Raw genomic sequence first — 16,122 nt, forward strand, 5'->3', positions numbered from 1 at the left:
TTGTAGGGGCGTGGCGCAGACCTCTTGCCGAATGTCACCACCTGAATTTTCCACCCAGATTGATCCCATCAGCGGGAACGCCGGTTTGATCGCGACGCCCAACCACCCAGGGGGTGGTGCAGAAAAAATCTTGCAAGCAGAATTGCTGCCAACTCCCTCAGAAGTGCCCGGCTTGGTCTCCCCAAAAAACTGCGCCAGATCATGAGAAATTCCACAGGCCACTCTCAACGGAGTTGGGTAGCCTCCAAGATTCTCGTGCCTATAAACAGTTCACTCCTGACGGAGCGTGGTGAACACGGCATTCATTCCGGGGAACAGCAAGCCAGCATGCAAAATTCAGGGAGTATTTGCTGAATCGCAGGATAAAGCCACCGTCAAACCGTGGCATAAGGGTGACTTCTGCGGCTTCGCATCCTTGCTTGTTTTGGATTCTTATCGCTTCGAAAAAGCCAGCAGCATTGAACATCTTCTCTGCTGGCAGGGAGGCCTGCGCCACTCCACACGTTGTGGAGAGATTACGGGATCACCCCACTCGCCGGCAGCTCCCGGCTCTACTGGTATCCGGCAGACAACCATCCCCAGTCACGCCTTACATCCCCGATGTCTCCCCGCAGGAATCCGGTGAAGACTCCGGCAGGCGCAGCCGGACTCTTCGTATGCCCGCCCGTCTGACATGCCGGGAAACCACTTGCAGCGTGACGGGCTTCACTGCGCCGCGGGCTGCCCTGGCGCAACGATCGCCGCGAGCGGATCGCGCGTCACCCGCGGCAGCTTGATGCGTTCGGCACCATCAACCAGCCATCGCCCCTCGCCGGCCTCGAGCACCCGCCCGATGAGTCGGGCAGGAATCCGGGCAAGGCGCAACCTGCCGAGCACGGCCTCGCAGGCCGAAGGTTCGCCCACGATCAACAGTGCACCGGGCGCGAACGCGGTGAGGGGATCAACGCCGAAATACTCGCACAGCAGCTTGACCTCCGGCAGCAACTCAATTTGCGCGGGATCGATTTCAACGTCGAGGTTGACCTGGTCCAACAAGCCGTGCAGCACACCGGCCAGGCCCGCCTGAAACAGATCGTGCAGGGCGTGAATGCCGTTCACTTTCCAGGCGCAGCGTGCCGCCGCCAGCACACTGGCCTCCTCGACACCGGCAAGCTGCTGGCAGCGTTTGGCAAACTTCAGATCAAATGCCTCGGACAATTCCTGTTCCCTGGCATATGCCATGAGTGCGGCCGCCGCATCTCCGAGGCTTTTGGTGAGAATGAGCTGATCGCCCGCTTGAATGCCATGCGGCTGATACGGCCGCGGCACGGCGAGGAACGCGAACATTTGACATGCCACCAGCGGCTCGCGCACGGCCGGCATGCAGCGCGATTCTTCACCGCGCCAGTCCACCTCCAGCTTTTTGGCAAAGTCGGACATTTCCGCCCACAGCGCATGCGATTCCGCGGCAGGATTTCCCTCTGCCGGCAGGAGCAGCGTCGCCCACAGGCTGTGCGGTTCGCCACCCTGGCAGGCCAGGGCATTGGCCAGCGCCTGCACAGTGTATTTCCCCGCAAAATCCGCAAGTGCAAGAAAGCGCGTGGCCAGGAGCAGCCGCTGCTCGGCAAAAGTGAGAATAGTCTCCCGCTCGACGAGAGTGGAGACGGGCGCCAAACCGCCACTGCCGGCCGCCATCCGCCAGGCTCGCATCAGAGCCTCCAAATCCTGCGGGCTGACTGCCGGCACGGCATCTTCACGATTTTGGCGCGCTTTGGGCATGACCGCGATTGGAAGGAAGATGAGACAGCACATGCATTGCCAGCAGCACCTGCACGACAGCGTGGTTGGCTTGAGCCCCCCGGGAGGACTCCCGGTGTTGCCTTCGCCCGAAACGACAGGGTGAAGTTCCGGGCGCAGTGCGGCGTATTTTACGGATCGAACCAAACGACGCGTCAAAACGGCTGCCACGATAAATTCGATTGAGCCGATGCCGGTTTGCAGGACGGTTTTCGATCCGGCTGACCGGCGGTGCAACGCGCGCATCGCGACCGGCCGGCGCCGGCTTCAACCCGCCAGCACATTCCCGCCGTTGACATTGAGAATCTCACCGGTGATGTAAGAGGCCAGCGAGGAGGCAAGAAAGATGACCGGGCCGGCAATCTCTGCCGCGGTCGCCGCGCGGCGGAGTGGTATCAGGCTGGTGATTTTCTCACCCTCCTCCGCCAGGGCATCGTTCGACATGTCGGTGGCGACCCAGCCGGGCGCCACGCAATTCACCGTGATGTTGAAGGGTGCCAGCTCGGGCGCGAGCGATTTGGTGAAGCTGATGATGGCGCCCTTGGTCGCGGCATAATGGGAGTGAAACGCTTCGCCGCGCTGGCCGGCGGTGCTGGCAATGTTGATGATCGTGCCCCGGCGCCGCGCTTTCATGTGCGGAGTCACCAGCCGGCAACAGTGGTACATGCTCTTGAGATTGACGGCCATGGTCTCATCCCAAACCTGCTCCGGCATGGTGTCGATTGCGCCATAGGTCCAGATGCCGGCGTTGTTCACCAGCACATCGATGCAGCCGAAACGGCGCAATACTGCGTCGACCATGGCTTCGACGTCGACATAGCGACTGACATCCGCCTGAAAACAAGCCGCCTGCCCGCCGCGCTGGTTGATCGCGGCGGCAAGTTGTTCGGCGGCAGCCTGGGCGCGGTGATAATTGATGGCGACCGCCGCGCCTGCCTGTGCCCCCAATTGCGCCACAGCAGCGCCAATGCCACGACTGGCGCCGGTAATCAACATCACTTTGTTGCGGAGATCAATCATGGAAGCCATCCGGTTTGCCTGAACAGCCTGATGGAATTGGACGCGGACAAAATAACGACTGGCTCCGAAAAAGTAAAGCCGGACTTGCATCGGCAAATCCGGCTCGCGGGCAACGCCAAAGCGTGTATTCAAGGGCGGGGGAACCGGCAAGCGCGCTCAATAGCCAAACTTGTAGGTCTGCCGGAGCGTCACATCCGGGGTGGAAGGATCCATTCTGCCGAAATCGTTCCAGCGCAGAATTTTCCGCAGAATGCATTTGTCCAAATCTGGCAGGTTCAACGTCGAGGAAATCACACTGGCTTCGGTCACTCTGCCGGTATAGGCCACGGTGAACCGCACCGACACCTCGCCTTTTAAAGTCGGCGAAGTTTTTAATGCCTGGCGATAGCAGTCTTGAATGGCGGCACTGTGTGACATGACAATTTCGCGCATGCGCGCGGGATCGCGCGAGGCCGTTTCCCGCGGCCGCCGGCGTGCCAGCCCCGTCACTCCCGGGATCACGGCTTCTTCCACCAAACTTTCGACCGGCTCGACCTTCTGGAATTCGCGCGTTGCCGTCACCTCTTTTTTGGGTGCCGCCGCCAGATTGGTCACGATTTCCTCGGCTTGCACCCCGGAGGCCGTGTGGCGTTCGCCGCGCACCTCGCGCTGCGCAATCATCACTTTTTCGGCATCAAAGCCACCGTGGCCGAGCAACCCGCCACTGGCGCCACCCACTGGTGCGCCGAAGTAGTCCTGGCCCACGCGCGGCACGCGCAGGGTCCTCACCTGCGACAGAACTTGCTCGAGATCCTGGGCTTGCGCCACGCCGTGCTCCAACACATCCTGCACCGGCTGATAGGATACCAACCGGCCGGTCGGCGCCGCAAGATTACTGGTGCTGGTCAACAAGCCGAGCAACCCCACGCGCCCCACTTCTTCCGACAGGGCCTGTCGTGCCCGCTCGCGCACCGCCGATGAGATGCGGCGGTGTATTTCGCTGGCTTCGCGCGTCACCCCGCGGGCTTCGGGTGTGCCTGCCCCGGGCCGCAAACCCGGATTCAAAGTTGGCGGCTCCGTTCCCATCACCTCTTCGACGATGGCGGGGAGATATTCCGAGGCATACAACAACAACTCGTTGGGCGTCGTGTTTACGCGGGGCGGCTCCACCTCGAATTCCGAGAGGAAGGTTTCGGCATATTTGGCTTGCAGCCGCGCCACCTCCGCTTCGGTCGTGCCGGGCGGATGCGTCCACAGCTCATAAATAATGATCAGCGGCTCGATGATCATGACCAGAATGAGAATGGCCATGAAACGCCGGTCCATCGTTTCCCAAAAACGACGGTTGAACTCCTTGGGAAAGCTGGTGACGACATCGTCATCTTCCGGTGCCGGGCGCGGCAGAGGCGGGGGGCCATCCTCTGGTGGAGTTGGTAACGCGGAAGCCTGTTCAAGTTGAGCGCTGTCGTACAAATGATCCACGTGCGGAGCTCCAACTTTTGCTGAGCGTCGAAAGAAAAAACAAATGCCAAAACCGTAATTGCCATTTACGGATTGGTGGTATGCAAGCCCGCCTAAATCATTAATCGGGGCTGTTTAGCCCGCGCAGTATGGCGTAATCACAAATCCCGTATATTTTCGTCTTAGCATGAGACAATCGGGATAAAACGCAGCTCATGAATCTGCGCCAGTTACCGGCACTGGCTCCTTCACTGACAAACGCGGGATAATTTAAACAAGTATTATGCCAAAACTTACAGTATTGGCAAAACAGCCAAAGGCGGGATCAATCTGGAAAATCTCCTTCCCTGCCATGGATGGACTTGGATGCCGGCTCTACCAGCCGGGAGAGGGCGATCGTGATCTCCTCTCCCGCATAGTTGCACAATGCCGGCAGGCTTCTTCCGTCAAGCCCTTCGGGGCAGAGCCGCCCTTGTTACATCCGGCGACTCGCCTCCAGTTTGACGGTAAACGCCATTTTGGCGCCATTGCGCAACACTACGATCTCCACCTCCTGTCCGGGCGCATGCTGGCCCAACGCATATGTGTAGTCGTAAATGTTTTTGATGTCAATTTCGCCAAATTTGATGATAATGTCACCGGCCTGCAGCCCCGCACGCGCCGCCGGGCCGCCCTCACGCACACCACTGAGCTTCAGTCCTTCCACTTCGGCGGCGTAGTCGGGCATGGTACCCAGGCTGACGCGAAAAGCCGTCATGGCCCGGCGCTCGGAATCGGTTTTTGTAAATAGCGGCAGAGAGTCGGAATTGGCGATTTCCGTGACCGTTTTCGCCACCAGTTGCAGCACCTCTGCTTCACCGGGGGCATTGATCTTGTCAGCATCGTCTGTCACGCGATGATAGTCTTCGTGCAGATCGGTGAAGAAAAACAGCACCGGAATGTTCTTGAGGTAGAACGAGGCATGGTCGCTCGGGCCCTGGCCGTCCTTCACCCGCTTGAGTTGCAAGTGCGTGCCGGCCTGCAAGCTGTCCAACAGCGGCTGCCAGCGCGGCGAGGTGCCGACCCCCTGCACCACCAGCGTGCTGTCGCGCAGGCGGCCGATCATGTCCATGTTGATCATGGCGATGGTCTTGTCCAGCGGCACGAAGGGATGATTGACATAATGCGCGGAACCCAGCAGCCCCAGCTCCTCCGCCGCGAACGCGATGAACACCAGCGAGCGCCTGGGCTTTTGCGGCAGGGCCGCGAAGTATTGCGCCAGTTCCAGCAAGCCGGCAGTGCCGGAGGCATTGTCGTCCGCGCCATTGTGAATGCCATTGAGGCTGTCCGGGCTGCGGCTGCCTTCATGGCTGCGGCCGAGATGATCATAATGCGCGCCCACCACCACCGCCTGTTGCTGCAGCTGGGGATCGCTGCCGCGCAGCATGCCAATGATGTTCGCGGCCACCCGGCGGACCGGCCTGACATCGGTTTGCAAATGAATGCCGGTGGCCGGCAGCATGAGTGAATGCGGCTGGCGCGTGGCGTTGATGCGCTGTTGCAGCGCATCGAGTGACTGGCCGCTGCCCGCGAGCAGCCACTCGGCCACGTGCCGCCTGACATAAATCACCGGCAGGCCGGCGTCGGTTGCGGCGCGATCGTAGCGCAGCCGCGGCAGGGCATCGCTGGTGTCGCTCAGGCTGCCGGTGGTGACCAGCAGCGCGGCGGCGCCCTGTTGGCGCGCCGTCGTGGCCTTGTGGCGCAGCTCCTCGAATTTGGCAAACGGGCTGTGCGGATCGTTGAGGCCCGGCGAGAAACGCATGATTAAAACAACCTTGCCGGCAGCCGCCACGCCGGCGTAATCGTCATAACCGTGTTCGCTGGCGCTGATGCCGTAGCCGGCAAACACGAGGGCGGAATCGAGCGCGAGCGTGTCGGTGGCGGAAAAACCCGCGGGCATGAAATCGACGCCGACTTTCCAGGTGGTGTCCGCCGCGCCGCGCGTGCCGCGCAGCAGATTGTTCGGCCCCAATTCCAGGTCACCGATGAAATCGAATTTTTGAAAATAGGAGGATTGTCCACCTGCCGGCTCAAGCTGAAAGCGTTTGAACTCCGCGGCAATATAATTGGCGGCCAAATCGCCACCGGCTGTCCCCGAGAGCCGGCCCTCGAGTTGATCGGAAGCGAGATAGTTGACATGATACTGCACGTCAGCCGCTTGCAGGGCAGCGGCACTGTTGCGATTGAGCGGCGGCGATTGCTGGCAGCCAACGGCCATCAGGCCCAACGTCGCAAGCAGAACAACCCAGGCTTTGGCCATAATAGCATCCCTTCGCGTTGATGAGCAAACCATCACAATGACATAATCGCTTGCTTGGTTCGAACAGCAAACGGCCGGAACAATATCGAATTCCAGCGGGAAAGTCAAGGCGGGCGGAGCGGACGGGAAAGCAGGGGGAGGATGGCACCGGGGTTTTCTGGCCGCAAAAATTGCAATCCCTGCAACCGCTCGTGCGTTTTTTGCCGTGCCTGAATTTGACACCCCGATCGATCCCCTCCGCAAGGAACGCCGTTTCGATCGCGACGCCCAACCACCCGGGGGGCATAAAAAATTTTGCAGGCCAACGCGCGGTCAACTCCGGCGGGAGTGATTTGTTTTTAGTAAAGCCGCATATCGCCTCCCCCAAACTCCGTCAGGAGTGATCTGGCTGGCCCTCTTCAAAAAACCGCGCCAGATCATGAGAAATTCTGCAGGCCGCTCCCAACGGAGTTTAAAGACACGCCGGCTGCCCATGTCTACCAACAGTTCACTCCTCACGGGGTTTTGTGAACACGTCATATCTCCCGGGCAGCAGCAAGCCAGGATGAAAAATTCAGGAAGTAGGGCGCGCCGCGTCGCGGATGATGGCGGTTTTGGCTTCAAACCAGGAAATGCCCGTTTGCAACGTTGGACTTCCAGAGGCAGGAAGGGACGCACAGCCAACGCAAAGTGGTTGCCGGCCGCGGGGACACTGGACGGCTGCGGCGTTTATGCCTGCCGCGGGCCTGCTCAGGTGCTCCTGCCAAAGTCAGCCCTTCCGCTTTTCCCATCCCAGTTTCTGTCCCTCCTGCTGCAGCCGGCCGGTGAGCATCAAGGTCCACATTTTCCACTCATCCAGAAACGAATAAAGTGGATAAGTAAACGTTGCGGGCCGGTTTTTCTCCAGCAGAAAGTGGCCGGCCCAGGCCAGGGCATAACCGGTGAGCAGGAGCCAAAAGCGCTGCGTGGCAACGGCAAAGATGATTTGCACCAGCGCCAGCGAAGTGCCGGTAAAATGCAGCCAGCGATTGGCCGGCGCCGCATGCTCCCCGAGATAAAAAGGCCAGAATTCCGCGAACGTTCTCAAGGTTTTGGCCGTGGCAGTGTCCTCCCCGCTGTTGCTTGGTGGGAAATGGCGCAACCGAATTCACCGCGCCAGTTCATTGAGAAAATGATAAAGTGCATGCAAATGATCGGTGTGATCCGGTCCGGTGTTGCCGGCAAAACCGAGCACCGCAAAATGATGGCGGCGGGCTTCGCTGATCTGCTGCATGCCCAGCGGCCCCCATTTGAGCACGGGGCGGCGCGACATGCCGAGCTTTTGCAGGATGAAATCCGTCGCCTCGGTGGTGCTGACGAACGTGCCGGGAAAGATTTCGGAATGCGTGATCAGGAAGCGCTGCCGGGCGTTGGGCGCAGCGGTGCCGGCGGCGAAACGCACGAAAGCTTCCAAATCCGCGGCTTGTATTTCACCGCCCTCCGCCAGCACGCGATATTCCGGCACATAGCCGGCGTGAATGCCGTCGAGCAGCAGAATCGCATCCAGCCGCGCGGCATGCTGTGGCGTGCTGATGATCCGTCGAATCGCACCGTAGCCGGCACTGAAGCCGCTCAGGATCACGTGTTGCCACGGCACCGGCCGGCCGAGCCTGGCTTGCAGGCTGTCCTGCAGCGCGCGCAATAGTGCGGGAAAAGCAGCGGAGTCTTCAAAGGCGCGGCCGTAAACGCGCGCGCCGGAGCCAAGATTAATGGTGGTTGCCAGCAGCGGCCGGCGGTGGCGCACGGCCGCGTATTGGGTGATGAAATCCGCGCCGTGAAAGTGCAGCAGCACGTCCAGCCGGCGCGCTTTTCTGCTTTTTTCCGGGAGAAAAACCTTCACCGGCCTGGGCAACAGTGCCCCGATCTCGAAGTGCAGACCCGCCTGGGTTTGTTGCAAAATGCGCTCATGCCGCCGCGCCGTTTCGCGCATGGGGGAGGGATTTTGCGGCCACGGCTTCAAACTGTCCGGCTGCTGGCCGTGCAGCGGCAGTGCCGCGAACAGGCCCGACAACAAGATCAACCGCGATTGTGATCCAGCCATGCCCTGGCCTCGCGCAATTGTCGTTTCACCTGTGCCAGCGCCGTGCCGCCGGTGGCTGCCCGCCGTTCGACGCTGGCCTCCGCCGTAAAACAATTGAAAATTTCCCCGTCACACGCCGGATGCAGCTCCTGCCAGAAAGACAACGGCAGGGCCTGCAGGCTGCACCCGGTAACTTCGCAGTGCCGCACCGCCCGCGCCACGAGATGATGTGCCTGGCGGAATGGCACGCCCTTGCGCACGAGATGATCCGCGATATCGGTTGCGAACAGGCTGCTGTCGATTGCGGCCTGCATCCTCTCCGGCCGGAAGCGGCTGGTGGCGAGCGCGCCGGCAAAAACCTCCAGGCAGTCCTGCGCCGTTTGCAGCGCGTCGAACACGATCCTCTTGTCCTCCTGCAGGTCGCGATTGTAAGTGACCGGCGTGCCTTTTTGCAGCGTGAGCATGGCGGTCAGCAGTCCAATCAGGTGCGCCGCCTTGCCGCGCACCAGCTCGAAGGCATCGGGATTCTTCTTGTTGGGCATCATGCTGGAGCCGGTGGCGAATTTTTCGCCGGGATCGAGAAAGCCGAATTCCTGCGTGCTCCACAGGATGAAGTCATGCGCATAACGGCTCAGCGTGGTGCCCAGGTCGGCGCAAACAAAAGTGATTTCATTGCAGAAGCTGCGGCTGCCGGTGGCATCGATCGAATTCGCGGCCAGGCGGCGAAAGCCCAGCTCCGCCGCCAGCAAACGCCGGTCTATGGCAAAAGCGGTGCCGGCCACGGCACCGGCACCGAGCGGCAACTCATCGACACGCTGCAGGAAGTCCTGCAACTGGTGGTGGTGCCGGCGCAACGCGGGAAAGGCGGAGAGCAAATAATGCGCGAGCCGAACCGGTTGCGCCCGCTGGGTGTGGGTATAGCCCGGCAGGATGATCTGCTGCGCCGCCTCCGCCTGCTGCACGAGGACCGCCACACAGGTGTGTAGGGCGGCCTGCAGCCCGCGGGTTTTGCGTTTGAGGTAAAGACGAAAATCGGTGACGACTTGATCGTTGCGGCTGCGGCCGGTGTGGATTTTCGCGCCCGCCTCGCCCGCCAGCTCGGTCAGGCGGCGTTCAATGGCGACATGGATGTCTTCATCCTGCGGCAGGAACGGAAAGCGGCCGGCGCGAAACTCGCGGGCGATGCGCTGCAAGCCCGCTTGAATGCGCTTGTTTTCCGCGACGGAGAGAATGCCGGCCGCCACCAGGGCTTTGGCCCATGCCTGATTGACCTGCACGTCTTCCCGCCAGAGTTGGCCATCGCTGGCGATTGAGCGGCTGAATTTTTCCATCAAGGCCGCCGGGCCGGTGCCAAAACGGCCGGCCCAGACTTTCGCCGCGATTTTGCCTGCCTGCTTGTGCTTCAGCTTCTGCCTCGAATTCTTTTTCATGAAGACTGTTTCTCATCCTCTTCACATCCGTGCCTGCCCGCGGCGTGGCACGGCAGTTTTTGCGGGCATGCGGCGGCGACGCCCATCCTGCCATGCCCGCGGCAGTCACCCGTGCAGCGGAAACAGGGAGGCGTCAAGGAGGGATGCCCGGGGCTGCAGGAATTCCCGGCAGAATGGGCAGGAAGCAGCATGCCACTGATGCCCGATGAAACATGCCGTGTGCTGACCGGCTGCGAGGCCGGCGATCTGCCGGCGCGTGCCGCCTAGTCCCGCTTGAACTTGCTGTAATCCGGATGCCGATACTCGCTCATGCCGGTGCCTTCGATGTCGATCAGGGCCTTGACCTTCAAGGGCAGGCCGAAAAGATTGATGAAGCCTTCCGCATCCTTTTGGTTGTAGACATCATCCTCGCCGAAGGTGGCGTAATCTTCGCGATAAAGCGAGTACGGTGATTTGCGGCCCTCGATGATGACGTTGCCCTTGTAGAGTTTCAGGCGCACGGTTCCGGTGACCTTTTCCTGGGTTTTCTGAATGAAAGCATCGAGCGCCTGGCGCACCGGCGTGTACCACTGGCCGTTGTAAATGAGTTCGGCATAGCGCGGCGCCAGCATTTCCTTCATGCGCAGCAACTGGCTGGTGAGCACCAGGCTTTCCAGCTCACGATGGGCGGCATAGAGAATCGTGCCGCCGGGCGTCTCATAGACACCGCGCGACTTCATGCCGACCAGGCGGTTTTCCACCATGTCCACACGGCCGATGCCGTTGGCGCCGCCCAGCCGGTTCAACGCGGTTAAGAGAGCCACGGGCGAGAGGGCTTCACCGTTGAGTGCAACTGGCTCACCTTTCTCGAAGTCCAGGGTGATCACGGTGGGACGGTCGGGCGCTTCTTCCGGGCTGACGGTCAGGCTGAAGACGGCCGGTGGTGCGGCGTGCCAGGGGTCTTCCAATTCGCCGCCTTCGCTGGAGCGGTGCCAGAGGTTTTGATCGTGGCTGTAGATTTTGCCGAGCGAGGCGCTGATGGGAATTTTTCTTTCATGAGCATAGCGAATGGCATCTTCGCGCGAGCGAATGTTCCATTCGCGCCAGGGGGCAATCACGCGCAATTTGGGGTTGAGCGCCTTGTAGGTCAATTCGAAGCGGACCTGGTCGTTGCCCTTGCCGGTGCAACCGTGCGCCACCGCATCCGCCCCCTCCTTCTCGGCAATCAGGACCTGATGTTTGGCAATCAACGGCCGGGCGAAGGAGGTGCCGAGCAGGTATTTGCCTTCATAAACGGCATTCGCTTTCAAAGTGGGATAGATGAAATCGCGCACGAACTCTTCCCGCAAGTCTTCAATGTAAATCTTGCTGGCGCCGGTTTTGATGGCTTTCTCCTCGAGTCCTTCCAGTTCGTCGCCCTGGCCGATGTTGGCGGTGTAGGCGATCACCTCGCAGCCATAGTTTTCTTTGAGCCAGGGGATGATGATCGAGGTGTCCAGACCACCGGAATAGGAGAGCACGACTTTGCGAACACGATGAGGCATTGCAGGCATTCCTTTCTGTGTGCATTGCGGTGAAATGAAAAGAAAGATGGAGTCATTCAGAGCGGGTGCTGCGGCTGGACCGGGTGAAGATGCCGGTAACGGTTCATCTTCTGTGCCATTGCAGCACGACAACTTCCTGGCGAAGCGGTGTGCGGGTGGCGGTGGCAAGGCGGGTTCGGAACAAGTCGAGAGCGACAACTTCGTAACCCAGGGACCGGGCAATATCCGCCAGCAATCGACCGGTGCGGATCATGACCGGCAAGTACGAGGCCTGAAAGCCAACGACACAAGCCAGGCGCGCACCCGGCTTGCGCACAGGGCGCAATTCCGCGAAATGGCGCGCCATGCCACCGAACTGGAGTTTCGTCACTTTGGCATGAAGCCGCTCAAAACCCGAAGTCTTGTCCATGGCAAGGCGTCGCGGTTCGATCCTCTCCGTCAGGCGCTGGCTTTCCGGCTTGTCAGCCACCCGCGAGCGTCCTCGTCGCTCTTGTCAACCGTGCGGGTATTCGAGCGTATCAGTCGGCGCTTCAGAGCCTGCCATTCATCGCGGCTGGTGAGAAAGCCGGGCGGGAGCGATCTCCACGCGACGCTCGCCCCATGCCGGAGGAGACAGTCTGGCCGGAGAACACACTTTCAACTCAGACCGTCACCGGCAGCAGCGGCTCGAAGCAGGGACGGTGTGGCCGGCAGGCGTCGGCATGAACGGGACAATCATCGGGGCCGAAGACATCCAGCGTTTTCAGGCAGAAGCACGGCGTGTAATCATTGGGATGGTAGGGTGCGTTCGTGCTTGGCCACCCCGGAATGTAATTGGCGCGGGTGCGGAGATTGCCGCAGATTGGCGCCGGCGGCAGATTGCTGTTGGAAGACATGTGTCGCTCCGTGACTCGGGATGAAAAGCGGCGCGCGGCTCCCGCCGGGAAAACGGCGGCGGGAGCCGCGTATCCGCGGGGATCATTTCACGAACAACATTTCACTGTAAATCGGCAACGGCCAGTAATCATCCGGCAGTGCCTTTTCCAGCCGGGCGGCTGCCGCGCGCACCTCGTTCATCGCGGGCATGACATGGTCTCGCATGTGGTAGGCTTTGGAATGCACCGTGTCACCGCCCAGCTCGGCATTGACCACCAGCAGCCTGTCGAGCGCTTCGCGAAAGTCATTGGTGCAGGCGTTGATCTCCTGCAACGTTCTGAGCACACCGGCGGGCGTGAGGCCATTGCGCTTCAGAGTCTCGGCGGTTTGGGAGAGATCATGCAGATAGCGAACCGCCGCCGGCAGAATCATGGTCTGCGCCATCAGGGCGGTGGTCTCGGCCTCGATGTTGATGGTTTTGAAATACTGGTCGAAAAGAATCTCCTCGCGCGCCTCCAGCTCGCGCCGGTTCAACACGCGGTATTTCTCGAACAGCTTCACGTTTTTTTCGTCATGCAGACGCTCGAAAGCATCGAGCGAGTTGCGCAGGTTCCACAGGCCGCGGCGTTCGGCTTCCTGATGCCATTCCGGCGTGTAGTTGTCGCCGTTGAAGATGATGCGCTTGTGGTTGTGGATCACCTCCTTCAAGACGGTGTGCAGGGCCTGTTCGAAGGGCATCTTGTTGTGCAGATGCTTTTCAATGGCGGTGGCCATCTCGTCTATGGCGGCGGCCACGATGGTGTTGAGCACCGTGTTGGGAAAGGAGATCGACTGGCTGGCGCCCACGGCGCGGAATTCGAACTTGTTGCCGGTGAAGGCAAACGGCGAGGTGCGGTTGCGGTCGCCGGCGTGGCGCGGCAGGTGCGGCAACACCGGGCTGCCCAGGCCGAGCAGGTCCTTGGATTTGCTGGCTTCCGGCCGGCCTTTCTCGATTTGTTTGAAAATATCCTCGAGCTGTTCGCCGAGAAACACCGAGATGATCGCCGGCGGCGCTTCATTGGCGCCCAGACGATGATCGTTGCCGGCATGGGCGACACTGGCGCGCAGCAAATCCTGGTATTCGTCCACCGCCTTGATCACGGCCGCACAGAAGAAAAGGAATTGCATGTTGTCGTGCGGCGTTTCGCCCGGATCGAGCAGATTGATGCCGGTGTCGGTGGACATCGACCAGTTGTTGTGTTTGCCGCTGCCATTGATGCCGGCGAACGGCTTCTCGTGCAGCAGACAGACCAGGCCGTATCGGCGCGCGGTATTGCGCATGACCTGCATCATCATCTGTTGATGATCGGCGGCGAGATTGCTGTTCTCGAAAATCGGCGCGATTTCATACTGCGCCGGCGCCACTTCGTTGTGCCGCGTTTTCACCGGCACGCCCAGGCGGTAGAGCTGATACTCGACGTCGGTCATGAAGGCGAGCACACGCTCGGGAATCGAGCCGAAATAATGATCCTCCAGCTCCTGGCCGCGCGGCGGTTTGGCGCCGAACAGCGTGCGGCCGGTGGTTACCAGATCCGGCCGGCGGTAGTAGAACTCCTCATCGATGAGAAAATACTCCTGCTCGGAGCCGACGGTGGTATAAACTTTGTGGACATTCTTCACGCCGAACAGCGCGAGCGCACGCAGCGCCTGCTGATTCAGTGCCTCCATCGAGCGCAGCAGCGGAACCTTGTGATCGAGCGCCTCTCCGGTCCACGAGGCGAATGCCGTGGGAATGCAGAGCGTGGCGCCGTGATGATTCTTCATGATGAAGGCGGGCGAAGTGGGGTCCCAGGCGGTGTAGCCGCGCGCTTCGAAGGTCGCGCGAATGCCGCCGCTTGGAAAGGAGGAGGCATCGGGCTCGCCCTGGATGAGATCCTTGCCGGAAAAACGGGCAATCGCACCGCCCCCGACATTGGGCGTGACAAAACTGTCGTGCTTTTCAGCGGTCAGGCCGGTGAGTGGCTGAAACCAGTGGGTGAAATGGGTCGCCCCATGTTCCACCGCCCATTCTTTCATGGCCAGTGCCACGACATCGGCGAGCTTGGGATCGAGCGGCTGGCCCTTCTCGATCGTTGCCATCAGCGACTGAAACGTCTCCTTGGGCAGTTTGTCGCGCATGACCTCGCTGTTGAAGGTGTGCTCGCCAAAAATGGAGTTGATGTCAGCCGTAAGCTGTTGCGGCGTGCTGCGCATGACCCAATTCTTGGCAGCCGCCACCACGTCATAACGCCGGGCAGAATTCTTGGACACGGGAGAGTCCTCCTAATTGATGATTGTGAATGCAGGTCAAATCCTGTGGCAGGGAAATGATTCACGGATTTTGTGCTGCGTGTCGCGAAACAGGGGGTTGCTATGGTTGGACAGGATTATAAGGGAATTTTTTGACTTTGGAAAGAGGTTTGTTGCGCCCGGTCTCCCCCAAATTGCCGCCGCAGAGGCTTGGCGACTAAGGGCACGATCCGGCACTGCCCGCACTCTCCTGGCGGGGCGTCATTGCCGGTGCCGCGGTCCGGAGCAATTTGGCCGGTCGACACAACCTGACTGCGCCGCACGGCCTTGCACCTTCTGCGGTGCGGCAGCCGCGCCAAGCGGATGATCCCGCCTGTTATCGGAAGGGTGTTCAACATGTTGGGCACAGCGCAGGCGCAACACGGTCTCACGACTTCATCAGTTTTTCCAGCGCCCGCCGGACCATCACTTTGGTGAGCTGAATCTTGTAACCGTTTTGCCGCAGCGGCAGCGCGCCGGCAATTGCCGCCTCGGCGGCTTTGGCGATCACACCGGTCGTGAGCAACTTGCCCTGCAATTCCGCCTCGGCAGCCGGCACGCGCCAGGGGATGGGCGCGACGCCGCCGAGCACAAGGCGGGCCTGCTGGCAGACCCTGCCCTGCATTTGCAGCACGGCGGCCACACTGACGAGGGCAAAATCATGCGACTGTTTTTCACGGAATTTGAGATAGGTGCCGCGTGTGCCCGGTGCCGGCGCGGGAATCTTGATCGCGGTGATCAACTCATTCGGCCCCAGAACCGTCTCGCGCATGAGATTGTCCTGTGGCAGTTGATAAAATTCGCCCACCGCCACGGTGCGGCGGCCGGCGGCATGCAACAATTCCAGTTGCGCCTGCAGAGCCACCAGTGCGGGCGCGGCATCGGAGGGATGGACGATGAAGCTCGGACCACCGCCGAAGATGCAGTGATATTTGTTCAGGCCCTCCACGGCAAAGCACTGCTCGCCGCCCTTTTTCAAACACACGAGATCTTTTTCGCGGAAATACCAGCAGCGCGGCCGCTGGCAGAGATTGCCGCCAATCGTGCCCATGTTGCGCAACTGGGGTGTGGCGATGCTCTCCGCCGCCTCGGCGAGCACGGTAAAATGCCGCCGCACCGCGTCGTTTTCTGCGATTTCGGCAATGGTGGTGAGTGCGCCGATTTCGAGGCCTGCGCCGGCTTTGATGTAGCTCAAGCCCGGAATGCTTTTAAGATTGATCAAACGCTGCGGCCGCACCAGACGCTCTTTCAGCATGTCCAGCAAGTCGGTGCCGCCCGCCAGCAACATGGTTTCCCCCCAACTGCGGCTCAACAACGCCGGCACCGTGTCCAAACTTTTGGGGTTCACCAGCTCAAAATTGAACATGACCCGTTCTCCTGCCACACTCTGCGAGTTTTTTCACCTGCCTGCCATCCGGCTGCGCGATCGGCGGT

General features: G+C 60.7%; 12 protein-coding genes. All 12 read right to left on the reverse strand.

Annotation, left to right across the window (positions count from 1 at the left end; translation table 11 throughout):
* Nucleotides 1-705: 705 nt before the first annotated feature.
* A complete protein-coding gene (locus ONB52_15535; GenBank protein MDZ7417549.1) occupies nt 706-1,758 on the reverse strand; it encodes an AIR synthase-related protein in 1,053 nt (350 codons plus the stop codon).
* Between the two features lie 285 nt (nt 1,759-2,043).
* Nucleotides 2,044-2,796 (reverse strand): 3-oxoacyl-ACP reductase FabG, encoded by a 753-nt coding sequence (locus ONB52_15540; GenBank protein ID MDZ7417550.1) that lies wholly within the window; start codon nt 2,794-2,796, stop codon nt 2,044-2,046.
* A 156-nt stretch (nt 2,797-2,952) separates the two neighbouring features.
* Complete coding sequence (locus tag ONB52_15545) at nt 2,953-4,257, reverse strand: AgmX/PglI C-terminal domain-containing protein (protein MDZ7417551.1); 1,305 nt, start codon at nt 4,255-4,257, stop codon at nt 2,953-2,955.
* Nucleotides 4,258-4,711: 454 nt separating this feature from the next.
* Nucleotides 4,712-6,535 (reverse strand): M28 family peptidase, encoded by a 1,824-nt coding sequence (locus ONB52_15550; protein MDZ7417552.1) that lies wholly within the window; start codon nt 6,533-6,535, stop codon nt 4,712-4,714.
* Nucleotides 6,536-7,283: 748 nt separating this feature from the next.
* Nucleotides 7,284-7,601, reverse strand: a complete 318-nt coding sequence (locus ONB52_15555) for a DUF962 domain-containing protein (GenBank protein ID MDZ7417553.1) — start codon at nt 7,599-7,601, stop codon at nt 7,284-7,286.
* 60 nt (nt 7,602-7,661) lie between these two features.
* Nucleotides 7,662-8,594 carry a hypothetical protein gene (locus ONB52_15560; protein ID MDZ7417554.1) on the reverse strand — a complete coding sequence of 311 codons (933 nt, stop codon included), beginning with the start codon at nt 8,592-8,594 and terminating at the stop codon, nt 7,662-7,664.
* On the reverse strand, nt 8,570-10,003 hold the full coding sequence (argH, locus tag ONB52_15565) for an argininosuccinate lyase (GenBank protein MDZ7417555.1): 1,434 nt from the start codon (nt 10,001-10,003) through the stop codon (nt 8,570-8,572). Before argH ends, ONB52_15560 begins: the two co-directional genes overlap by 25 nt.
* A 263-nt stretch (nt 10,004-10,266) precedes the next feature.
* Nucleotides 10,267-11,535 (reverse strand): argininosuccinate synthase, encoded by a 1,269-nt coding sequence (locus ONB52_15570; GenBank protein ID MDZ7417556.1) that lies wholly within the window; start codon nt 11,533-11,535, stop codon nt 10,267-10,269.
* A gap of 94 nt (nt 11,536-11,629) precedes the next feature.
* Nucleotides 11,630-11,995: a hypothetical protein gene (locus ONB52_15575; protein MDZ7417557.1), complete on the reverse strand. Its 366-nt coding sequence runs from the start codon at nt 11,993-11,995 to the stop codon at nt 11,630-11,632.
* Nucleotides 11,996-12,167: 172 nt separating this feature from the next.
* Entirely contained in the window at nt 12,168-12,401 is a 234-nt protein-coding gene (locus tag ONB52_15580) for a hypothetical protein (GenBank protein MDZ7417558.1), read from the reverse strand.
* 82 nt (nt 12,402-12,483) lie between these two features.
* Nucleotides 12,484-14,613 carry a glutamine synthetase III gene (locus tag ONB52_15585; protein MDZ7417559.1) on the reverse strand — a complete coding sequence of 710 codons (2,130 nt, stop codon included), beginning with the start codon at nt 14,611-14,613 and terminating at the stop codon, nt 12,484-12,486.
* Between the two features lie 463 nt (nt 14,614-15,076).
* On the reverse strand, nt 15,077-16,054 hold the full coding sequence (locus tag ONB52_15590; protein ID MDZ7417560.1) for a xanthine dehydrogenase family protein subunit M: 978 nt from the start codon (nt 16,052-16,054) through the stop codon (nt 15,077-15,079).
* Nucleotides 16,055-16,122 lie beyond the last annotated feature (68 nt).

The sequence above is a fragment of the candidate division KSB1 bacterium genome, assembly GCA_034506255.1.
GTDB lineage: Bacteria > Zhuqueibacterota > Zhuqueibacteria > Zhuqueibacterales > Zhuqueibacteraceae > Coneutiohabitans > Coneutiohabitans thermophilus.